This is a genomic window from Achromobacter sp. D10 (assembly GCF_035282245.1).
Taxonomy (GTDB): Bacteria; Pseudomonadota; Gammaproteobacteria; order Burkholderiales; family Burkholderiaceae_B; genus Achromobacter; species Achromobacter insolitus.
The window spans coordinates 66,697-89,081 of the sequence record NZ_JAYJLE010000005.1; the positions used below are offsets into that span (position 1 = coordinate 66,697).

The 22,385-nt window shown below is 66.5% G+C and carries 16 protein-coding genes; 8 read left to right on the forward strand and 8 right to left on the reverse strand.

Features of this window, described 5'->3' with window-relative positions; all coding sequences use genetic code 11:
* Positions 1-27: 27 nt before the first annotated feature.
* Positions 28-4,077 carry a phosphoribosylformylglycinamidine synthase gene (purL, locus tag VCS63_RS16265; RefSeq protein ID WP_323880395.1) on the reverse strand — a complete coding sequence of 1,350 codons (4,050 nt, stop codon included), beginning with the start codon at positions 4,075-4,077 and terminating at the stop codon, positions 28-30.
* Positions 4,078-4,433: 356 nt separating this feature from the next.
* Here purL and VCS63_RS16270 point away from each other — a divergent pair, with 356 nt between their 5' ends.
* The 3 genes from VCS63_RS16270 to VCS63_RS16280 all read left to right on the forward strand — a co-directional run bounded on the left by VCS63_RS16270 (position 4,434) and on the right by VCS63_RS16280 (position 7,391).
* The gene (locus VCS63_RS16270) at positions 4,434-4,982 is read left to right on the forward strand and encodes a TRAP transporter small permease (protein WP_063642472.1); all 549 of its coding nucleotides are present in this window, start codon (positions 4,434-4,436) and stop codon (positions 4,980-4,982) included.
* The gene (locus VCS63_RS16275; RefSeq protein WP_042794008.1) at positions 4,979-6,277 is read left to right on the forward strand and encodes a TRAP transporter large permease; all 1,299 of its coding nucleotides are present in this window, start codon (positions 4,979-4,981) and stop codon (positions 6,275-6,277) included. The genes VCS63_RS16270 and VCS63_RS16275 overlap by 4 nt, the downstream gene beginning before the upstream one ends.
* 85 nt (positions 6,278-6,362) lie before the next feature.
* Positions 6,363-7,391 carry a DctP family TRAP transporter solute-binding subunit gene (locus VCS63_RS16280; protein ID WP_042794009.1) on the forward strand — a complete coding sequence of 343 codons (1,029 nt, stop codon included), beginning with the start codon at positions 6,363-6,365 and terminating at the stop codon, positions 7,389-7,391.
* A 140-nt stretch (positions 7,392-7,531) separates the two neighbouring features.
* Here VCS63_RS16280 and greB read toward each other — a convergent pair whose 3' ends face one another.
* The 3 genes from greB to VCS63_RS16295 all read right to left on the reverse strand — a co-directional run bounded on the left by greB (position 7,532) and on the right by VCS63_RS16295 (position 10,001).
* The gene (greB, locus tag VCS63_RS16285; RefSeq protein WP_042794010.1) at positions 7,532-8,083 is read right to left on the reverse strand and encodes a transcription elongation factor GreB; all 552 of its coding nucleotides are present in this window, start codon (positions 8,081-8,083) and stop codon (positions 7,532-7,534) included.
* A 70-nt stretch (positions 8,084-8,153) separates the two neighbouring features.
* Positions 8,154-8,999 (reverse strand): 3',5'-nucleoside bisphosphate phosphatase, encoded by an 846-nt coding sequence (locus VCS63_RS16290; protein ID WP_042794011.1) that lies wholly within the window; start codon positions 8,997-8,999, stop codon positions 8,154-8,156.
* A gap of 66 nt (positions 9,000-9,065) precedes the next feature.
* A complete protein-coding gene (locus tag VCS63_RS16295; protein WP_238914124.1) occupies positions 9,066-10,001 on the reverse strand; it encodes an alpha/beta fold hydrolase in 936 nt (311 codons plus the stop codon).
* A 286-nt stretch (positions 10,002-10,287) separates the two neighbouring features.
* Between VCS63_RS16295 and cfa the strand changes: the two genes are divergently transcribed.
* Positions 10,288-11,469, forward strand: coding sequence for a cyclopropane fatty acyl phospholipid synthase (gene cfa, locus VCS63_RS16300; RefSeq protein ID WP_108912876.1), 1,182 nt, complete (start codon positions 10,288-10,290; stop codon positions 11,467-11,469).
* Positions 11,470-11,535: 66 nt separating this feature from the next.
* Here the strand turns inward: cfa and VCS63_RS16305 are convergent, their stop codons facing one another.
* A complete protein-coding gene (locus VCS63_RS16305) occupies positions 11,536-13,152 on the reverse strand; it encodes a GMC family oxidoreductase (RefSeq protein ID WP_063642469.1) in 1,617 nt (538 codons plus the stop codon).
* Positions 13,153-13,374: 222 nt separating this feature from the next.
* Between VCS63_RS16305 and VCS63_RS16310 the strand changes: the two genes are divergently transcribed.
* From VCS63_RS16310 to nirD, 3 genes are all read left to right on the forward strand, one after another.
* Positions 13,375-14,262, forward strand: a complete 888-nt coding sequence (locus tag VCS63_RS16310; RefSeq protein WP_323880402.1) for a LysR family transcriptional regulator — start codon at positions 13,375-13,377, stop codon at positions 14,260-14,262.
* A 320-nt stretch (positions 14,263-14,582) separates the two neighbouring features.
* Positions 14,583-17,132 (forward strand): nitrite reductase large subunit NirB, encoded by a 2,550-nt coding sequence (nirB, locus tag VCS63_RS16315; RefSeq protein ID WP_076814190.1) that lies wholly within the window; start codon positions 14,583-14,585, stop codon positions 17,130-17,132.
* Positions 17,132-17,482, forward strand: coding sequence for a nitrite reductase small subunit NirD (gene nirD / locus VCS63_RS16320; RefSeq protein WP_042794016.1), 351 nt, complete (start codon positions 17,132-17,134; stop codon positions 17,480-17,482). Before nirB ends, nirD begins: the two co-directional genes overlap by 1 nt.
* A 15-nt stretch (positions 17,483-17,497) precedes the next feature.
* On the opposite strand, the gene VCS63_RS16325 is transcribed toward nirD, so the two are convergent.
* Complete coding sequence (locus VCS63_RS16325) at positions 17,498-19,549, reverse strand: tetratricopeptide repeat protein (protein ID WP_238914122.1); 2,052 nt, start codon at positions 19,547-19,549, stop codon at positions 17,498-17,500.
* Between the two features lie 137 nt (positions 19,550-19,686).
* Between VCS63_RS16325 and VCS63_RS16330 the strand changes: the two genes are divergently transcribed.
* Positions 19,687-20,535, forward strand: coding sequence for a class I SAM-dependent methyltransferase (locus tag VCS63_RS16330; RefSeq protein WP_042794018.1), 849 nt, complete (start codon positions 19,687-19,689; stop codon positions 20,533-20,535).
* A gap of 219 nt (positions 20,536-20,754) precedes the next feature.
* On the opposite strand, the gene VCS63_RS16335 is transcribed toward VCS63_RS16330, so the two are convergent.
* Both VCS63_RS16335 and VCS63_RS16340 read right to left on the reverse strand, forming a co-directional pair.
* The gene (locus VCS63_RS16335) at positions 20,755-21,615 is read right to left on the reverse strand and encodes a D-amino acid aminotransferase (RefSeq protein ID WP_323880407.1); all 861 of its coding nucleotides are present in this window, start codon (positions 21,613-21,615) and stop codon (positions 20,755-20,757) included.
* Between the two features lie 24 nt (positions 21,616-21,639).
* Positions 21,640-22,368, reverse strand: coding sequence for an amino acid ABC transporter ATP-binding protein (locus VCS63_RS16340; RefSeq protein ID WP_323880409.1), 729 nt, complete (start codon positions 22,366-22,368; stop codon positions 21,640-21,642).
* Positions 22,369-22,385: the final 17 nt, after the last annotated feature.

Consider the following 22,385-nt stretch of genomic DNA (forward strand, 5'->3'; position numbering starts at 1 on the left):
CATGCAAAGCGTGGCGCCTGATCCCGCTTACTTCAGCCAGACGCGCGCGTTGCGGAAGATCCGCATCCACGGGCTGAACGCGCCGCCCGTATCCGCATTGCCCCACTTCTCGGGCGCCCACGACATCATGACATTGCGCGTCACGCGTTCCGGGTGCGGCATCATGACCGTGAAGCGGCCGTCGGCAGTGGTGACGGCCGTCAGGCCGCCGGGGCTGCCATTCGGGTTGAAGGGGTAGGCTTCGGTAGCCTGACCGCGGTTGTCGATATAACGCGCCGCAGCCAGGAGGCGGCTGGCGTCGCCTTGCTGCGAGAAGTCCGCATAGCCTTCGCCGTGCGCCACGGCGACCGGAATGCGCGCGCCTTCCATGCCGGCAAAGAAGATCGACGGCGACTTGGCTACTTCAATCATGGCCAGGCGGGCTTCGTATTTTTCCGACTGGTTGCGCGTGAAGCGCGGCCAGAATTCGGCGCCGGGGATCATCGGCGCCAGCGCGGCCATCATCTGGCAGCCATTGCACACGCCCAGCGCGAAAGTATCGGGGCGCGCGAAGTAGGCGGCAAACTGGTCCGACAGCTTGCTGTTGAAGCGGATGGTGCGCGCCCAGCCTTCGCCGGCGCCCAGCACGTCGCCGTAGCTGAAGCCACCCACGGCGACCAGGCCCTGCACCTGCGCAAGGTCCACGCGACCGGACAGCAGGTCGGTCATGTGCACGTCGATAGCCTCGAAGCCCGCGGTGTCGAAAGCCCAGCCCATTTCCACCTGGCTGTTGCAGCCCTGCTCGCGCAGGATCGCCACGCGCGGACGCTTGCCGGTGTTGATGAAAGGCGCGGCCACGTCCTCCTGGGGATCGAAGTCCACGTTGGGGCTCATGCCCGGATCCGTGGTGTCGTTCCAGACGTCCAGCTCGGCTTGCGCGCAGGCAGGATTGTCGCGGCGAGACATGATGCGATAGGACACTTCGCTCCAGGCGCGGCCCAGTTCGGCGCGCGGCTGGCCCCAGACCTTCTTGCCGTCGCGGTAGAACTCGACTTCGTCCGCGCCATTCAAACCGCCGATGACGTGCGAGTGCGCCGACAGGCCCGCCCCGCGCAGGACCTGCATGACCGCGTCGCGCTGCGACGCAGGCACCTGGATGACGGCGCCGGCCTCTTCGGAGAACAAGGCCTTGAGGGTCAATTCCTCGCGTTGCACCGCGACCTGTTCGGGACGGATCTTGTAGTCGCCCCAATCCGCCGATTGCGGATCGAAGGTCAGCATGTCCAGGTTGACCGAGATGCCGGTGCGGCCGGCGAAAGCCATTTCGGCCAGGGTCGCGAACAAGCCGCCGTCGGAACGGTCATGGTAGGCCAGGATGGTGCCGGCCTCGGCCAGGGTGCGGATGGTGACGAAGAAGGCGCGCAGGTCTTGCGGCGCGTCGATGTCCGGCACGGTTTCGCCGACCTGGTTATAGGCTTGCGCCAGGATCGAGCCGCCCATGCGATGGCGGCCGCGGCCCAGGTCGATCAGGATCAGGACGCTGTCGCCGGCGTCGGAGCGCAACTGCGGAGTCAGGCTGGCGCGCACGTCCGCCACTGGCGCGAAGGCGGTGACGATCAGGGACACCGGCGCGACCACCTGGCGCTGTTCGCCTTCCTGTTCCCAGGAGGTCTTCATGGACAGGGAATCCTTGCCCACAGGAATCGACAGGCCGGTGGCCTGGCACAGTTCGCTGACCGCCGACACGGTGTCGTACAGCGCGGCGTCTTGTCCGGCCACGCCGCAGGCGGCCATCCAGTTGGCCGACAGTTTGATGTCTTCCAGGCGCGCCACGTCGGCGGCGGCCAGGTTGGTCAGGGCTTCGGCCACGGCCATGCGGCCGGATGCCGGCGCGTCCAGCATGGCGATCGGCGTGCGTTCGCCCATGGACATCGCTTCGCCGCGGAAGCCTTCGTAGTCGGCCAGGGTCACGGCGCAATCCGCCACCGGTACCTGCCACGGGCCAACCATCTGGTCGCGGCTGGACAGCCCGCCGACGGTGCGGTCGCCGATGGTGATGAGGAAGGACTTGTTGGCCACCGTGGGGTGACGCAGCACGCGGTAAGCGGCTTCGGTCAGGTCGATGCCGGCCAGGTCCAGCGGCGCGGACACGCCGGGCAGGCGCGTGACGTCACGGGTCATGCGCGGCGGCTTGCCCAGGATGACGTCGATCGGCACGTCCACGGGCCGCACTTCGGCCTCGCCTTGCGGACGGATCGTGTCCAGGCCAGGCAAGCCCTCGCCGTCCACCACGCGCAATTGGCGTTCTTCGGTGGCCACGCCGACCACCGCATAGGGGCAGCGTTCGCGGCGGGCAATGGCGTCGAAGCGTTCGAGGTCCTTGGGCAGGATCGACAGGACATAGCGTTCCTGGGACTCGTTGCTCCAGATTTCGGCGGGCGACAGGCCCGATTCTTCCAGCGGCACGCGCTTCAGGTCGAAGATGGCGCCGCGGCCGGCGTCGTTCACCAGTTCGGGGAAGGCGTTGGACAGGCCGCCCGCGCCCACGTCGTGGATCGCGATGATGGGATTGTTCTCGGCCTGCTGCCAGCAGCGGTCGATGACCTCCTGGGCGCGACGCTCGATTTCGGGGTTGCCGCGCTGGACGGAATCGAAGTCGAGTTCGGCCGAATTGCTGCCCATGCTGATGCTGGAGGCGGCGCCACCGCCCATGCCGATGCGGAAGCCCGGGCCGCCCAGCTGGATCAGCAGCGCGCCCGGCGGAATCACGTCTTTGTGGGTCAGGCCGGCATCGATGCTGCCCAGGCCGCCCGCGATCATGATGGGCTTGTGATAGCCCCAGCGCGTGCCGCCGGCGGTCTGCTCGAACGAACGGAAATAGCCCAACAGGTTGGGGCGACCGAATTCATTGTTGAAGGCCGCGCCGCCGATGGGTCCGTCGATCATGATGGACAGCGGCGAGGCGATGCGCTCGGGCAGGCCGTGGTGGTCGGCTTCCCAGGGCTGCAGGGCGTCGTCAAAGCGCAGGTGCGACACGGTGAAGCCGGTCAGGCCGGCCTTGGGCTTGGAGCCGCGGCCGGTCGCGCCTTCGTCGCGGATTTCGCCGCCCGCGCCCGTCGAGGCGCCAGGGAACGGCGCGATCGCGGTCGGGTGATTGTGGGTTTCCACCTTCATGAGCGTATGCACGGTCGTGTCGCGGCGGATGTACTTGGCGCCTTCGACGCCCTCGCCCGTCACGCCCGGCACGCCAGCCTGGAAGCGCTGCGCGGCGCCGCCTTCCATGATGGCGGCGTTGTCCGAATAGGCAACCACGGTGCCCGCGGGCTGCGCCTTGTGGGTGGCGCGGATCATGCCGAACAGCGTATTGGGCTGTTCCTGTCCGTCGATCACCCACTGGGCGTTGAAGATCTTGTGGCGGCAATGTTCGCTGTTGGCCTGGGCGAACATCATCAGTTCCACGTCGGTGGGATCGCGGCCCAGGTCGGTGAACGACTTGGCCAGGTATTCGATTTCGTCTTCGGACAGCGCCAGGCCCAGCGTGATGTTGGCCTCGACCAGGGCTGCCGCGCCGCGCGCCTGCACGTCGACCGTGCGCATGGGCTTGCCGGCCAGCGGCTGGAACAGCGCCTGGCCATCGAAGCCGGCATCCACCACGGTTTCGGTCATGCGGTCGTGCAGGCAGTCTGCCGCGCGCGCCAGCATGGCGTCGTCGAAAGTCTTGGCGCCCAGCAGGCCGCGCTCGGGAGTGATCACGTAGCGCACGCCGCGCTCGATACGGTGCACGGACGACAGGCCACAGTTGTGGGCGATGTCGGTGGCCTTGCTGGCCCACGGCGAAATCGTGCCCAGCCGCGGGATCACCAGCAGGGAAATGCTCTTGGCCGGCGCTTCGCCGGTGGCGGGAGTGCCGTAGTCAAGCAGTTGGACCAGCTGCTGCTGTTGTTCGGCCGTCAGGGCCGCGTCGGTGCTGACGAAGTGCTCGTAGCGGGCGGATATGTCGGCCACCGGCAGGCCGGCTTCCTTCAATTGCGCCAGGAGGCGATCGCGACGGAAGGAGGACAGGACGGAGGAACCAGGCAGATGCTGAACTAGGGACACGATGCGGGCGCCGTATAAAGAGAGGAGAGCAAAAAGTGATTTTACCTGTTTAGGGGGTTTTCCCGGAGACGTTGTTCGATCAATGCCGGACATGGCCATTTCGGCCATTGTTACAAAAGAATTCCGACCGCCTCGCACCGCAATGGTGCATAGCAACATCCGCAGCAACTCCGCGGCGCTGCGAATTTTTCCCCGCTGCGTTTACCGGCCGGGCCAGGAATTTATGCTGCGTCGCAGCATGTTGCAGCCATCCCGCACCACGGGAAAACACGAACTACCGGCCTCACGCCGCAACGGTAGGATGCAGCGACCCCATAAATGAATAGCGCCTACCCGCGCGCTGGCCGTTGCCTCACATGTCCCGCCCCGAAGCCCCCGCCGAGCCTGTCGAACCGATCATTCCCGCCGAAGCAGATCCCGCAGTCAAAGTGCCGCTGGCCATCGAGGACTGGCTGGCCGTGATCCTGCTGGCGACCCTGGCAATCATTACCTTCCTGAACGTGCTGGTGCGCTACTTCACCGACCAGTCCTTCGCCTGGACAGAAGAGATCTCGGTGTTCCTGCTGATCGTGCTGACCATGGCCGGGGGCAGCGTGGCCTTCGTGCGCAACCACCATATCCGCATCGAGATCCTGGCGGACTCCGGCTCGCCGCGCCGCCAGCGCATCATGGCGCTGATCTCCAATGGCTGCGTGCTGGCCTTCTTCCTGCTGCTGACGGTGTTGTCGGTGAAGCTGGTGGCCGACGAGTACATCTACGAAGAGACGTCCCCCGCCATCGGCGTGCCGACCTGGTGGTATTCGATCTGGTTGCCCGTCATGGCCGCGGCGATTTCGTTGCGCACCATCGGCACGCTGCGCCGCATCGCCAGGAGCGCGGGCGCCGCCGGGCAGGATCAGCAATGATCGCCGCCATCCTCTTCATTGTCTTCATCGTCCTGATGCTGATCGGCGTGCCGGTCGGCGTGGCCCTGGGCCTGGGCGGGACCGTGGCCATCGTGTTGTCCAACCTGGACACGCCCTGGTATGGCCTGCTGACCGTACCCCAGAACTTCTATGCCGGCCTGGCCAAGTATCCGTTGCTGGCCATCCCCATGTTCGTGCTGGTCGGCTCGATATTCGACCGCTCGGGCGTGGCCAAGCGGCTGGTGGACTTCGCCATCGCCATCGTCGGACGCGGCCCGGGCATGCTGCCCCTGGTGTCGATCGCGGTGGCCATGTTCCTGGGCGGCATCTCGGGTTCTGGCCCGGCCTGCGCAGCCGCGGTGGGCGCGGTGATGATTGCCGCCATGTCGCGCGCCGGCTACCCCGGTTCTTTCTCGGCCGCCGTGGTGGCGGCGGGCGCGGCCACGGACATCCTGATCCCGCCGTCGGTGGCCTTCATCATCTATTCGGTGCTGGTGCCTGGCGCCTCGGTGCCCGCGCTCTTTGCCGCCGGCATGGTCCCCGGCATCCTGGCCGGCATTGCCCTCATCGTTCCGGCGGTCTGGCTGGCGCGCAAGCACAAGATGGGCGCGCTTGAAGCCCACCTGCCCCGCCCGCCGTTCTGGGCCAGCCTGCGCGAAGCGTCCTGGGGCCTGGCCGCGCCGGTGCTGATACTGGGCGGCATGCGCATGGGCTGGTTCACGCCCACCGAAGCCGCCGTGGTCGCCGTGTTCTACGGCCTGTTCGTGGGCATGTGCATCCACCGCACCATCAAGCTGCGCGACCTGTACACCATCCTGCGCGAAGCCGCGGAGCTGTCCGCCGTCATCATGCTGGTCGTGACGCTGGCCGGCATCTTCGCCTGGGCCCTGTCCACGCTGAGCGTGATCGATCCCATCACCCATGCCATCGTCAATTCCGGGCTGGGCGAATGGGGCGTGCTGGCGCTCCTGATCCTGCTGCTGATGACCGTGGGCATGTTCCTGGACGGGATTTCGATCTTCCTGATCTTCGTGCCGCTGCTCATGCCGATCGCCAACGCCTATGGCTGGGACCCCGTGTGGTTCGGCGTGATCCTGACCTTGAAGGTGGCGCTGGGGCAGTTCACCCCGCCGCTGGCCGTGAACCTGATGGTGTCCTGCCGCATCGCCCGCGTGCCGATGGAGTCCACCGTGCGCTGGGTCGTGTGGCTCCTGGGCGCGATGTTCCTGGTGCTGGTCGCGGTGCTGGTGTTTCCGCAACTGGCGCTGTGGCTGCCGCACAAACTGGGTTATTGAAGTGGCCGCACGGGGCGACCCCAAGGCCGGCGGTACCGGTACTCACTACAACAACAGACAGACCCGCAAAGAGAGGAGACGCAACATGAAATTCCGCAACCTGATCGGAGCCGCCCTGTGCGCGGCCGCCGTCGTGGGCATGACGCCCGCGCATGCGCAGACCTACAAGCCCGAGTACAAGCTCTCCATCGTCGTCGGCACGACCTTCCCCTGGGGCCAGGGCGCCGAAATCTGGTCGAACCTGGTGCGCGAGCGCACCCAGGGCCGCATCAACATCAAGGTCTATCCCGGCACCTCGCTGGTCCAGGGCGACCAGACCCGCGAATTCACCGCGATCCGCCAGGGCGTGATCGACATGGCCGTCGGCTCCACCATCAACTGGTCGCCGCAGGTCAAGCAGTTGAACCTGTTCTCCCTGCCCTTCCTGATGCCCGACTATGCCGCCATCGATTCGCTGGTGCAGGGCGACGTCGGCCGCGAAATGTTCAAGCTCATCGAGAAGGCCGGCGTGGTGCCGCTGGCTTGGGGCGAGAACGGCTACCGTCAGCTCAGCAACTCCAAGCATGAAATCAAGAAGCCCGAGGACATGAAGGGCCTGAAGCTGCGCGTGGTGGGCTCGCCGCTGTACATCGATACGTTCACCGCCCTGGGCGCCAACCCGACGCAGATGAGCTGGGCCGACGCCCAGCCGGCATTGGCCAGCGGCGCCGTGGACGGCCAGGAAAATCCCCTGTCGATCTACACCGGTTCCAAGCTCTATACCGTGGGCCAGAAATACCTGACCCTGTGGAACTACGTGGCTGATCCGCTGATCTTCGTGGTCAACCGCGAGGTCTGGAATTCGTGGTCCGAAAAGGACCGCGATATCGTGCGCCAGGCGGCGCTGGACGCCGGCAAGCAGCAGATCGTGATCGCGCGCAAGGGCGTGACTCCCGAAGACCCGTCGCTGTTGAAGGAAATCGCGGGCCACGGCGTGACCGTCACTTCGCTCTCCCAAGCGGACCACGAAGCCTTCGTCAAGGTCACCAAGCCCGTCTACGACAAGTGGAAGAAGCAGATCGGCGAGGACCTGGTGAACCTGGCCGAGAAGTCGATCGCCAACCGCAAAAAGTAAATCCGCGGGCAGCCTGGCTTGCCCGCAAGAACAAGCAGCAAGCCCCAGGGGAACGGCGGCGCAAGCCGCCAACCGAGGCAGGGACGTCAGATCCCGCCCACCAACGGGCGCCGGCCAAAAGCCGGCGCCCGTATTTTTTTTCAAGATGGATAGCTGACTTCCAGGATGTCCAGCTCTTCGATTCCGCCGGGCGTGCGCAGCACCACGGTATCGCCTTCGCGGGCCTTGATCAGCGCGCGCGCCACGGGCGATATCCAGCTGATCTTGCCCGCCAGCGGCTCGGCCTCGTCCACCCCGACGATGGTGACGTGGTGTTCCTGGCCGGCCTTGTCCGAATACAGTACGGTGGCCCCGAAGAAAATCTGGTCGCGGTTGGGCTGCGCGGCCGGATCCACCACTTCGGCGATGTCCAGCCGCTTGGTCAGGAAGCGCATGCGGCGGTCGATTTCGCGCAGGCGCTTCTTGCCGTAGAGATAATCGCCATTCTCGGAGCGGTCGCCGTTGGACGCGGCCCACGAGACCACCTGCACGACGGAAGGCCGCTCCACGTTCATCAGGTGCGTGAGTTCGCCGCGCAGGCGCTCGTAGCCGCCAGGCGTCATGTAGTTCTTGGAACCCGCCGGCAGAGCCTGGGCTTGCGGCAGATCGTCGTCGTCCTCGTTGTCCGACTCTTTGACAAATGCTTTGTTCATGGCAGTTGCGCCGGTCAGGCGCGGTCACAGTCGATAGCGTGTAGGGCGAGCGGCCAAGCCGCCGCCCGCGTCAGAACCAGTCGTGCCAGACCGGTTTCAGGTCGGGCGGAAGCGCCGGCAAGCGGCCCAGGTCCACCCGGCTTTCGTTCGGGCTATGGAAGTCCGAACCGCGCGACGCCAGAAATCCGTAGCGGCGCGCCACATCGGCATAATAGCGGGCCTCTTCGGAGGTATGGCTGCCGGTGTTGACCTCAATGCCGACGCCCCCAAGCTGCAGGAATTCGTCGAACAGAGCGGCGAATTGCAGCGGCGTGTACTTGTAGCGGCCGGGGTGTGCGATGACGGCGATGCCGCCCGCGCCACGTATCCAGCCCACCGCTTCAGCCAGCGTGGCCCATTGCATGGGCACGTGGCCGGGCCGGTCGTCGCCCAGATGCTTGGTGAACACGGTCTGCACGTCCGGGCAGAAACCGGCTTCGACCAGATAGCGGGCAAAGTGCGTGCGGCTGATGAGTTCGGGGTTGCCTGCGAACGGCAGCGCGCCTTCGTAGGCGCCGGGCATGCCCATTGCCGCGAGGCGTTCGCCGATCCGCTTGGCGCGTTCGGCACGGCCGGAACGGGTCTTGCGCAGGCCTTCGATCAGGGCTGTGTTTTCGGGATCGAAGCGCAGGCCCACGATATGCACCGTCACGCCCGCCCAGGTGACGGAAATCTCGACGCCGGTGGCGAAGTCCATTCCCAGGTCGCGCGCGGCTCGGGCCGCCTCCGCCAGGCCGCCCACTTCATCGTGGTCGGTCAGCGCCCAGACGTCCACGCCGTTGGCATGCGCGCGTTGCGCCACGTCGCGCGGCGCCAGCGCGCCGTCCGAGACGGTGGAATGGCAATGCAGATCGATGTTCAGGGTGCGCGCGTTCATCCGGCTATTGTAGAGAAGGCCCGGCACCCTGGATAGCGCCAAGCCGTCCCCGGTTTGTCCGCGCGCTCAGGACAGCAGGAATGCCGCCACCGGATTCACCTGCTCGTCCGACATCAAGGTGGGCGCGTGGCCCACGCCTTGGACCTCGTGCGCCTGCGCGCGGGGATTGCGCTTGAGCATTTCTTCAACGGTGGCGCGCGTCAGCAGATCGGATTGCGCGCCACGCACGATCAGCACCGGACACTCCAGCGAGTCATACGAACGCCACAGGATCTGCTCCCCCGCGGCCAATTCCTCGGGCGTCTGGGCGGCCAGGGCCTGCGACAGCGCCAGGTCGTAATGCTTGACCCATTTGCCGTCCTGCTCGGGATACAGGTAGCGCGCCAATTCCGCCCACTGGGCGTCGGTATGGGGCCCGAAGGTGGCGGAGTTGGCGCGCATGGTGGCCACCGCCTCTTCAAACGTAGCGAATTCGCCGGGCTCGCCCACGTATTGGCCAATGCGGGCCAGCGCGCCGGTTTCCAGACGCGGGCCCACATCGTTGAGAACCAGCTTTTCCAGGCGGAATCCCTGTTCGGGCGGCAGCATGCCCGCGTGAGGGCGCATGGCCAACATGGCGCGGGCGAACACGGCCGCGCCCGACAACGCGAGGCCGATCAATCCGCCCATGGACGTGCCTACCCAGGCCAGCCGCGCCGGCTTGAGCCGCGCCAATAGGGTGACCATGTCTGAGACGTACTGCGGTACCGTATAGAACGCCGGGTTAGCCAGCCAATCGGAACGGCCGCGCCCGACCACGTCCGGGCAGACCACGCGATAGCGCCCCGCCAGCCGCCGCGCAAGCGTATCGAAGTCGCGTCCGCTGCGCGTCAGGCCGTGCACGCAGACCAGCACCTGGTCATTGGCCGGGTCGCCCCATTCCCAATAGGCCATGCGGTGCAGGCCGGCCGGGCTGGCGCAGGTGACGAAATCCAAACGGGGTTCCAGGCTGGCGTCCACCATCGATACACTCCACAAGTCGGTGCGCGCCGCAGCGTATGGCGCGCCAGGCCGGTATCTTATAGGACGCCGGGCGACGCCGCCGCAACAGCCACCCCGCCAGGTTCTGGACTATCGGCGCGCTCGTCGCTACGATCCTTGCATCCGGATCGCCGTGCCTGCCGCGGCATTGCCATTGCCTATCGAGGCGATCCAATCATTAAATTGGAGTTGCGGACCTGTTAGGATCAGAGTCGGAAGTTTTCAAGCATTGCCAGATCAGTCATCCCAAAATTGATATGGAGTCCGTATGCAGCAAAGCAGTCCTTCCTCGCCGCTGGCCACCAGCCACCCCGCCGTCACCCCCCCTCCCCCCGAACCTCCCAAAGTGCTCCAGGACATCCTGGCGCGGGCCGATGTCCGCATCAACGGCACCCGCCCTTGGGACATCCAGGTTCATGACAAGCATATGTACGACCGCGTCTTCTCCAGCTGGTCGCTGGGCCTGGGCGAGTCGTACATGGACGGCGAGTGGGACTGCGACCAGCTCGACGAACTGTTTACCCGCCTGCTGCGCGCGGACATGGGATCGGCGGCGCTGGGCCTGGCCCGCGTCAAGCTGATCGCAGAGCACCTGCGCCACAAGCTGTTCAATCTCCAGTCCAAGAGCCGCGCATTCGAGGTCGGCGAGCAGCACTACGACGCGGGCAATGACGTGTTCGAGGCCATGCTGGACAGCCGCATGATCTATTCCTGCGCCTACTGGGAAAACGCCCAGACGCTGGAGGAAGCACAGCTGGCCAAGCTGGATATGATCTGCCGCAAACTGCAGTTGCGCGAAGGCGAAACCCTGCTGGACATCGGCTGCGGCTGGGGCGGACTGGCCCGCTTCGCCGCCGAGCGCTATGGCGTGAAGGTGACCGGCGTAACCGTGTCCAAGGAACAGCTGGCGCTGGCCCAGGAAAAGGTGAAGGGCCTGCCGGTGCAGCTCCTGCTGCAGGATTACCGCGACCTCCAGGGCAGCTTCGACAAGGTAGTGTCGGTGGGCATGTTCGAACATGTCGGCCCCAAGAACTACGACACCTACTTCACGAACGTACAACGCCTGATGGCGCCGGACGGCGTGTTCCTGCTACACACCATCGGCATCGCCGCGACCAGCCAGAGCACCGATCCGTGGATCGACCGCTATGTCTTCCCAAATGGCAAGCTGCCGTCCGCCCGCGAGATCGCGACGGCGGTGGAAGGCCGCTACATCATCGAAGACTGGCACAACTTCGGCGCCGACTACGACCGCACGCTGATGGCCTGGTGGGACAACTTCGAACGGGCCTGGCCCGCGCTGGAACCGCGCTATGGCACGCGCTTCTACCGCATGTGGAAGTACTACCTGATGTGCTGCGCGGGCTTCTTCCGGTCGCGCGAGGGCCAGCTCTGGCAAGTGATCCTGACGCACCCTCAGCGCAAGGAGATGTACCGCTCGCTGCGTTGAACGCGGCAACGCAACGGCAGGAAAGGCGCCCTGGGGCGCCTTTCTTTCGGGATGGCGTGGGCAGGATCAACGGCCCGCGGACGCGCCCCCGGCGTCTTCGCGGATCATGTCCGCAGCCCGCTCCGCAATCATGATGGTGGGCGAATTGGTGTTGCCGGAAGTGATCAGCGGCATCACCGATGCATCGGCAATGCGCAGGCCTTCCAGGCCATGGACCCGCAGCCTTGCGTCCACCACCGCCCCGCCGTCCGCGTCGCGCCCCATGGCGCAGGTGCCCACCGGATGAAAGATCGTGGTGCCGATCTTGCCGGCCGCTTCCCGCAGTTCCGCGTCCGTCTGGAACGCCGGTCCCGGCAGCCATTCCTGAGGCTGGTAGCGCTGCAAGGCGGGCGCCGCCGCGATCCGCCGCACCAGGCGGATCGAGTCCGCCGCCACGCGCAGGTCTTCCTCGGTACTCAGATACTTGGGCGTAATGACTGGCGCGCCTTGCGGCCCCTGCGCGTGCACGCTGCCGCGCGAGGTCGGGCGTAGATTGCACACGCTGGCGGTGAAGGCATCGAAGCCGTGCAGCGGTTCGCCAAAAGCGCCCAGCGACAAGGGTTGCACGTGGAATTCGACGTTGGCGCGCGGCTGGCCCGGATCGGACTTGGCGAACGCGCCCAACTGCGAAGGCGCCATGCTCATGGGGCCGCTGCGCTTGCACAGGTACTCCAGGCCTATGCCCGCCTTGCCCAGCCAGGTGGAGGCGATGCGGTTCAGCGTCTTCACGCCCTGCACCTGGATGATGACGCGCAGCTGCAAATGATCCTGCAGGTTCTCGCCCACGCCCGGCAAGGCGTGGCGCAACGCAATCCCGCCTTCGCGCAGGCGCGCCGGCTCGCCCACGCCGGAGAGCTCGAGCAGATGTGGCGTGTTGACCGCGCCCGCCGCCAGCACTACCTCGCGACGCGCGCGCACCGTCACACTCTGTCCGCCGTGGCGCAACTGCACGCCGACGCAGCGCTTGCCTTCGAACACCAGCTGCTCGGCCTGCGCGCCGGTCATGACGCGCAGGTTCGGGCGCTTGCGGACCGGCCGCAGGAACGCCTTGGCGGTGTTCCAGCGCCAGCCTCCGCGCTGGTTCACCTCGAAATAGCCGCAACCGAAGTTGTCGCCCCGATTGAAGTCCTGCACCCGAGGGATCCCCTCCTGCTCGGCAGCACCGGCAAAAGCCTCCAGGATGTCCCAGCGCAGGCGCTGCGATTCCACCCTCCATTCGCCGCCGGCGCCATGGTATTCGTCGGCGCCGCGGTGATAGTCCTCGCTGCGCTTGAACACGGGCAGCACCTGGTCCCAGCCCCATGCAGGATCGCCGGACAGCTCGGCCCAGTCGTCGTAGTCCTGGCGCTGGCCCCGCATGTAGATCATGCCGTTGATCGAAGAACTCCCCCCCAACACACGGCCGCGCGGATAGATCAAGGAACGGCCGCCCAGGCCGGGTTCCGCCGCGGTACGGTACATCCAATCTGTCCGGGGGTTGCCAATGCAATGCAGATAGCCCACCGGGATATGGATCCAGTGGTAGTTGTCGCTGCCGCCGGCCTCCAGCAGCAGCACCCGCACGCCGGGATCGCGGCTCAGGCGGTTGGCCAATACGCAACCTGCCGAGCCCGCGCCCACGATGATGTAGTCGTATGTCTCCATAAGCTCTTCTTATCTTCTTGCCGGGACGAGAGCCCCGGACGGGGTGAGCCGACCCGGCTCTGGCGACCTTGCGCACGCCGGGCATCTACCGTGACTCTCGCGCAGCCGGGAACAACTGTCCAATGAATTGTTGAAAAACGGTTTATAAGCATCTTAAATAATGCTCGGCCTTATTCCACTCTGGTTGGCACGGCGAGGGCCAACGTCTCCGGGAACCGCTCCATGGATCTGAAGCACATCCGCACCTTTGCCGCCGTGGCCCGCGAGGGCAATTTGACGCGCGCGGCCGAGCATCTGCACCTGACCCAGCCGGCGCTCAGCCTGCAACTGAAGAATTTCCAGGAATCGCTGGACCTCACCTTGTTTGCCCGCACGGCGCAAGGGCTGGCGCCCAACGCCGACGGCCGCGCGCTGCTACCCGCGGCGCAACGCATACTGGAGGCCTTGGACGACTTTCAGCGCGCGATCGGCGCCCTGCGCGACACCGTCCAGGGCGACCTGCGCATAGGCACCATCCTCGATCCGGAGTTCCTGCGTCTTGGCGCCACGCTGCAATACCTGGTCGAGCACTATCCCAGGATCCGCCCCACCCTGCGCCACGGCATGTCGGGATCGGTGGCCAGGCAGGTGCGCGCGGGCGAGCTGGACGTGGGTTTTTCCCTGGGCCCGTCAGGACCCGGTGCCGCCCATCCGGGTCTGGAGGCGCTGCCGCTCGCGTCGTTTACCTACTGCGTCGTCGCCCCGAAGGGCTGGGGGCCGCAGGTAGCTGGCCGCGACTGGGGGGCGATTGCCGCGCTGCCCTGGATCTGGACGCCGCCGGACTCGGTCCATCATCGCTTGCTGTCGGACCAGTTCGAAGCGCTGGCCGTCGCGCCCAACGCCGTGGCGGAAGTGGACCAGGAAGCGTCGATGCTGGACCTGGTGCGTTCGGGTGTCGGTCTGTCGCTGGCGCGCGACTCCATTGCGCTACGCGAGTCCCAGGCGAACGGGCTGGTGCTGGTCAAGGACCTGTCGATCCAGGCCCAGCTCTCCTTCGTCACACAGACCTCGCGCCGCGACGATCCGCTGGTTGCGGCGGCATTTGCCGCGGTAGAAGCCGCGTTCGCCTGAGGGCGGGCGCTGCACTGCGCCAAACGGGTGCAAATCCGCACTGGGATATGCACCCGTTTGGCGCGCGGGCATCCCGGTCGCCCGCCAGGAGTTGCATCGGATCCCTCCTGCGTCCTCCCGCTATCCCTATGGAACCCTCAGCTCCCCGCGCGCGCGGATAAGCATCGGCTTTCCTGGCACGGACTTTGCTTGATGATTCGTGCGCGGGCCGCAAGGCCGGCGAGACAATTCGAGCAGTGACGGCAATGGCGCCCCGACCGCAAGGTCCAGGGCGCCATTGCGTTTTTGAAACCCGTGTATCCAAGCCCCAGGGACATCCCATGAATGTAGCGGCCACATCCGATTCTCTGCAGACCCTCGTTGTCATCGGCAACGGCATGGTGGGCCACCATTGCGTCGAGCAACTCATCGCCCGAGGCGCGCTGGATCGCTATCGCATCCACGTATTCGGCGAGGAAAGCCGCCGCGCCTATGACCGCGTGCACCTCTCCGAGTACCTGGACGGGCGTGACGCCGAATCGATGGCGCTGGGCGATGCGTCGTTGTATGAACAGCAGGGAATCACCTTGCATCTGGGCACGCCCGTGCTGGAAATAGACCGCCGGCACCGCGAGGTCGTGACCGCGCGGGGGCGTACCGCCTACGACAAGCTGGTGTTGGCGACGGGCTCATATCCATTCGTGCCGCCTATCTCGGGCGCGGAAGGCGCGTCGCGGCTGGTGTACCGCAGCATCGACGATCTGGACCTGATCCGCGAGGCGGCAAACGGCGCGCGGCGCGGTGTGGTGGTGGGAGGCGGCCTGCTGGGACTGGAAGCCGCCCATGCGCTGAAGTCGCTACGGCTGGAGGCGCACGTTGTCGAGTTCGCTCCGCGCCTGATGCCGGTGCAGCTGGATGAACAAGGCGGCGCCGCGCTCAAGGCGCGCATCGAAGCGCTGGGCGTGGGCGTGCATCTGTCGCGCGCCACTCAGGATATCAAGCCCGGGACGCAGTACCGCTACCGCATGCGCTTTGCCGAAGGCGCGCCGCTGGAGACCGACCTGATCGTGTTCTCCGCGGGCATCCGGCCACAGGTCGCGTTGGCGCGCCAAGCGGGATTGACGCTGGCCGAGCGCGGCGGCGTGGCCATCGATGACCAGTGCCGCAGCAGCGACGAACACATCTACGCCATCGGCGAATGCGCGGCCTGGAACGGCAGCGTGTTCGGCCTGGTGGCGCCCGGCTACCAGATGGCGCGCACGGTGGCCGCGGCGCTCTGTGGGGAAGCCGGCCAGGCGTTCACGGGCGCGGACATGTCCACCAAGCTCAAGCTGCTGGGGGTGGACGTAGGTTCGATCGGCGATGCCCACGGCGCCACGCCCGGCGCGCTCAGCTATCGCTACATCGACGAAGCCGGCGCCAGCTACCGTCGCCTGGTGGTCTCGGCCGACGGCAAGCGGGTGCTGGGTGCTGTCCTGGTGGGCGACAACCGCTACTACGACACGCTGCTGCAATACGTGCAGAACGGCATTGCGCCGCCGGCTGACCCGGCCAGCCTGATCCTGCCGCAAGGCCAGGCGGCTCCGCTGCTTGGCGTGGACGCGCTACCGGCAGGCGCCACCATCTGCTCCTGCCACAACGTAAGCAAGGCCGCGGTCTGCGCGGCGATCGACGGCGGCTGTACGGACCTGGGCGCGGTCAAGCGCTGCACCAAGGCCGCATCCGGCTGCGGCGGCTGCGCCGGCCTGCTCAAGCAAGTGGTCGAACATGAACTAGCCAGCCGCGGCGTCGCCGTGGACAAGAGCCTGTGCGAACACTTTCCGCACACGCGGCAGGAGCTGTACGCCATCGTGCGCGTCAGCGGCATCGAATCCTTCGAGGAACTCCTGGCCAGCCATGGGCGCGGGCAACAGGGTTGCGACATCTGCAAGCCGGCTGTCGGGTCCATCCTGGCCTCGTGCTGGAACCGGCCGATCCAGGCCCCCCACCTGGTGGCACTGCAGGACACCAACGACACCTTCATGGCGAACATGCAGAAGAACGGCACGTATTCGGTGGTGCCGCGCATCCCTGCGGGCGAGATCACGCCCGACGGCCTGATCGCGATCGGCGCGGTTGCCAAGAAGTACAAGCTGTACACCAAGATCACCGGAGGCCAGCGCATCGACCTGTTCGGCGCCCAGCTGCATGAACTGCCGGACATCTGGGCGGAACTGATTGCCGCGGGCTTCGAGACCGGCCACGCCTATGGCAAGTCCACCCGCACAGTGAAGTCCTGCGTGGGCAGCACGTGGTGCCGCTACGGCGTGCAGGACAGCGTGAAGATGGCGCTGGATATCGAGCACCGCTATAAGGGCCTGCGTTCGCCGCACAAGCTGAAGTTCGCCGTGTCCGGTTGCACCCGCGAATGCGCCGAGGCGCAGAGCAAAGACATCGGCGTCATCGCCACCGAAAACGGCTGGAATCTCTACGTGTGCGGCAACGGAGGCATGCGCCCGCGCCATGCTGAACTCTTCGCGACCGACCTGGACGACGCCGCGTTGATACGCACCATCGACCGCCTGCTGATGTTCTACATCCGCACGGCCGACAAGCTGCAGCGCACCTCGGTATGGCGCGAATCGCTGGAGGGCGGCCTGGACTACCTGAAGCAGGTGGTGCTGGAGGATAGCCTGGGCCTGTGCGCCGAACTTGAAGCGCAGATGCAGTTGGTGGTGGACCGGTACGAATGCGAATGGGCCAATGCCCTCAGCGACCCGGAAAAACTCAAGCGCTTCCGCACCTTTGTGAACGACCGCAGCGCCGATCCCGACATTCAGTTCGTGCAGGAGCGCGGCCAGCCCCGGCCTGCTCCCGCGCGCATCATCCCCATTGCCGAGGAGATCGTCTGATGGACGCCCTGATCCCGGAACCCCACGCCTGGCGGCCAGTGTGCCGCCGCCAGGACCTGGTGCCCAACTCCGGCGTGGTAGCGCTGATGGACGGCGCGCAGATCGCCCTGTTCTACGTACCGCAGCCAGGCGGCGACCGCATCTACGCCATAGAAAACCGTGACCCCAAGTCCGGCGCCAACGTCATCGGCCGCGGCATCGTCGGCCACATCGGCGGTGAACTGGTCGTGGCATCGCCCCTGTATAAGCAGCATTTCCGGCTGGCCGACGGCCGCTGCGTGCAGTATCCGGAACAGCGGCTGCGAACCTGGCAGGCACGCGTCAATGGCGACACCGTCGAAATCGCGTAAGGCGCGAGCAGAAGCTCAACCCAGGCCGATGCGCCGGGCGCCGAGGCGGAACAATGCCTCGGCATCGCCCGCCAAACGGAAGGCCGCGAGGAAATCGTCCACGCGATACGAGGGATGCGTCTTGCGGATCCCGGCGAGCAGGCCCGCAGACTCCTCGCCCCTGCCGGCTATCGCCAGACAGCAGGCCGCGATCGCCAGGATGTGCACATGGGCATTGGGACGCGCGGCGGCCTTCACCGCCCAACCGGCGGCTTCCTCGAACCGGCCCAGCCGGACCAGCGCGATCGCGCGCACGGCCAGCATGCCGAACAAGAGCGGGTCGTAGGGGCTGAGGTCACGCGAATGGTCGGACGAGCCGATCGCCGCTTCCGCATCGCCGGACTGGCAGTTGACGAAGCCCAGCGTGTAGTGAGCCAGGGCAAAGTTCGGACTCAGCTCCACGGCGCTGCGCAACTCCGCCAGCGACTGCTCTTGGCTGCCGCGCAGCCATAACGCCCGCCCCATGGCCCAGTGCGCCGCCGGATCGCGGTCATCGGCAATCAGACCCTGGCCGGCAGCGTCGAACGCCAGGTCGATGGCCGGCGCCTGCTCGCCCCAGCGCTGGAACGCGTCTTGCCAATAGGTGAACGAGAGGCCCGCGTAGGCGCGCGAGAACGTCGGATCGAGTCGCAAGGCCATCTGGAAAAAGTGCCGCGCCTGCTCGTTGTCGGGCCGGTTGAAACGGTACATGTGCCAAAGGCCGCGATGATGCGCCTGCCAGGCATCCAGGGAATTCGGCGGCCTCAAGATGGCGCGGTTGCGCTCGGCTGCTTCGATCTCGATGTCGACGGCCGCGACGATCCGGTTGCCGATCTCGTCCAGGGCGGCAAAAGCATCATCCAGTTCGCGGTCGAAAACGTCCGCCCACACAATGCGAGCGGTCCTGGATTCAATGAGCTCAACGGCCACGGCAAGACGTTTGCCCATCCGTTGCAGCGCGCCGCTGACGACATAGTCCACGTTGAGCGTGCGGCCCGCTTCATCCGGCCCCACATTGCGCTGGTCAAGCGCAAAGACTGTGCCTTGCGCGATGACGAACAGGCTGCGCAGCTTGGCCAACCGGGTAATGATGTCATAGGCCAGGCCGTCGGCCAGCCCGCCCCGCACGCCGGCTTGCGCCGACCTGTCCAGGAATGGCATCACCGCAATCGAGGCACGGCCCTTATGGTCCCGCGCAGCCCCAGCGGGTTCTCCCGCCTCCACCGTGCGCAAGGCATCCGGTCGAGGCATCTGACTGGCCCGCCGTCCCCTCAGCTCGCGCCACGCGTCGCGGATGGGCCGCCAGTCCAGCCCATCCGCGTCGAAGGCGCGCACGGCGGCGGCCAGATGCTCCTCGCCTTCGCGCCATCGGCCGCGCTGCGCCAGCAGGTCCAGTAGCAGCTCGTGCGCGCGCCGGTCGAACGGAGCCAATTGCAGCCACTTGTCCAGGCAGGCAAAAATCTCGCCGCCCTCTGCGGGCAGCACCCCCGCCAGGTGCTCCAGGACGGCCGCGTGGCAGGCACGCAAGCGCCGGCGTTGCGCCGTCAGCCAGTTGTTGAAATAGGGGTTGCGGTCGATCTCCAACCCTTCCAGGAAATCGCCCGCGAACAGCCCGGCCAGCGCTCGGAGACGCTCGGCGCCCAGGTCGCCTATATCCTCCTGCATCGCGCAACCGATTTCGATGGCATCGACTTGGCAATCAGCCAGGTCCAGCCTGACGCTGTCCCGCGCCGTTTCCACCCGGCGGCGGCCGGGGTCGTCCAGCAACGCCCTGGCCTTGCTGAGGCACCAGCGGAGTTCGCCGCGCGGATCGTTCGGAATGTCCCACAGCAGTTCGCAGAGATGCGCGCGCATGACGGGACGCGGAGCCAGCGCCAGGTAGGCAATCAGCGCGCGCAGCTTGCGCGATGGCGGCAACGCCACGGCGGCGCCCGCGCGGCTGATCGCCATGGGTCCGAGCAGGCGTACCCGCACCACTCCCTGGGGGACGGGGCCGCCCTGCGGATCGCGGTCCCCCGATACCTCGGCGGATTCCACGCCGGCTACCACGCTCGCCTCCACGACCGGCCCTTAACTTGGCCCTTGGGAAGCACGGCGTGCGCAAGCCTGCGCGGCGCCCCCTGCGACTCCCCGGCAGGCCGGCATCGCGCGCTGCCGCAAACACAACGCGTTAATGGAGACAGACCATGTCCATTTCCTCCCTCGCCACCAGTCCAGTGCGCGATTCCGCGCAGCCCGACCTGGCCGCCTTGAAGACTCGCCAGCAGGGTACCTGGGCTTCCGGGGACTATGCCGTTGTCGGCACCACACTGCAGATCGTAGGAGAACAGCTGTGCGAATCGCTGGATGTCCGCGCCGGCCAAAAGGTGCTCGACGTAGCCGCAGGCAACGGCAATGCCTCGCTGGCCGCCGCCCGCCGCTGGTGCGATGTCGTATCCACCGACTACGTGCCGGCGCTGCTGGGACGCGCGCGCGAACGCGCCGCCGCTGAACGGCTGAAGATCGAGTTCCAGGAAGCCGACGCCGAGGCCTTGCCATTTCCGGATGGCGGATTCGATGCGGTCGTCTCCACCTTCGGCGTCATGTTCACGCCCGATCAGGACAAGGCGGCAGCCGAACTGGCCCGCGTGTGCCGGTCCGGCGGCAAGATCGGCCTGGCCAACTGGACGCCGGACGGCTTCATCGGCCAGGTGTTCAAGACCATCGGCAAGCATTTGCCGCCGCCCGCCGGCGTCAAGTCGCCTGCCCTGTGGGGCACGCGGGCGCGCATCGAGGAGATGTTCGGCCCCCACGCATCCTCGATCCAGGCGGAACCCCGCAATTTCGTGTTCCGCTATCGGTCGCCGGAGCACTGGCTGCAGGTATTCAAGACTTACTATGGCCCGCTGCTCAAGGCGTTTGGCGCGCTGGAGCCCGCCGCCCAGGCCGCGCTGACCAACGACCTCATGGTGCAAATAGACCGTTTCAACCGCTCTGGCGACACCGCGATGGTCGTACCCAGTGAATACCTGGAGATCGTGGTTACGCGCCGGTGACCGGGCTTTGATGCCAGCCTGCGGGCAGTCCGGGCCATCCACGCGGACAGCGGACGGGAAATGATCCATGGCGCAACGCCTTCACGGTCACCCGCAGGACGGCCCGGGTGACCGATGTTGAGCAACCGTACGATGGAACAGGCAATGGCGTGCCGGCCACTGCCGGACGGGGTGCGAGCCCTTATCGGGAATCATACGCCCGCGGCGGCTCGCGCGCCGCTACAGCGCGCTCGCCAGCGCGTACTCCAGGTATAGCTGACGCAGTTCGTGGCATACGGGTCCTGGCCGACCCGTCCCGACCGGCTGACCATCCAGCTCGACCACCGGCAGCACGAAGTGCAATGCAGAGGTCAGCACCAGTTCGGACGCGCGCCGGCACTCGTCCAGCGTGAACTTGCGCTCTTCCACCGCCACCCCGCGCCTGGCCGCCAGGGCCAACACCGCGGCGCGCGTGCAGCCGGGCAGGATCTCGCGCGACAAAGGCCGCACCACGATCCGTCCCCGTTCGTCGACCAGCAGCGCGCTCGACGACGCCCCTTCGGTCACCACGCCATCGGCATCGACCATCAAGGCTTCGAATGCGCCTGACGTTTGCGCCGCCTGTTTGGCCAGCACCTGGGCGATCAGCGAAACGCTCTTGATGTCCCGCCGCTGCCAGCGCATGTCCGGCACGCTCGCCACCCGCACGCCCGATTCGGCCAGCGGATTCACCCGCAGGGACTTTTCGCTGACGTACATCATCACGGTGGGCTCGACGTCCGCGGGGAAGGCGAAGTCGCGCTTGATGTCCGCGCCGCGCGTGACCTGCACGTAGACCGACCCTTCGCGCAGGCCATTGCGCCGCACCAGCTCGCGGCAACGTCCCAGCAGCGCGTCGCGCGGCAAGGGATTGCGGATGCCGACTTCGGACAGGCTGCGCGCCAGGCGGGCGGCGTGCCGCTCGAACTCCAGCAGCAGGCCGTCGATCACCGCGATCACCTCATAGACGCCGTCGCCGAACAGGAAGCCCCGGTCCAGCGCCGGGATAACGGCCTGCTCGGCCGGGACGAGATTGCCGTTGATATAGAAAATGGAGGACATGGATGCTTATATGGGTGAGGGAAATCAGTGGCTGATGATGCGGGACAGGAAGGCGCGCGATCGCGCCGACGCGGCGTTGCCAAAGAACGCCTCGGCGCTGGCGTCGTCGACGATCTCTCCCGACTCCATGAATACGACACGGTCGGCAACGCGGCGCGCGAACCCCATTTCATGCGTGACGACCATCATGGTCATGCCATCGCGCGCCAATCCCGTCATTACTTCCAGCACCTCGCCGATCATCTCCGGGTCGAGCGCGGATGTCGGCTCGTCGAACAACATGACTACGGGGTCCATGGCCTGCGCGCGCGCGATCGCGACGCGTTGCTGCTGACCGCCCGAGAGCTGGCCCGGATGCTTGTCGCGATGCGCGGCCACGCCCACGCGCTCAAGCAGCGCAGCCGCCTTGTCGTGAGCCTGCGCGCGGCTGCGGCCCAATACGCTGACCTGTCCCAGGCAGACATTCTCCAGCACCGTCAGGTGGGGAAACAGCTCGAAGTGCTGGAACACCATGCCGACGCGGGCGCGCAGCTTGGGCAGATCCGTGCCCGGGGCGCCGACGTCGGTGCCGTCGACCACGATGCGGCCCGCGTCGAACGGTTCAAGCCGGTTCACGCATTTGATCAGCGTCGATTTTCCCGATCCCGACGGTCCGCAGACCACCACGACCTCGCCGCGCTGCACACGCAGCGAGCATTGTTTGAGCACCGGCAAGTCGCCATAGCGCTTGCCGACCTGTTGAATCTCGATCATGAATGTAGGCTCCTCAG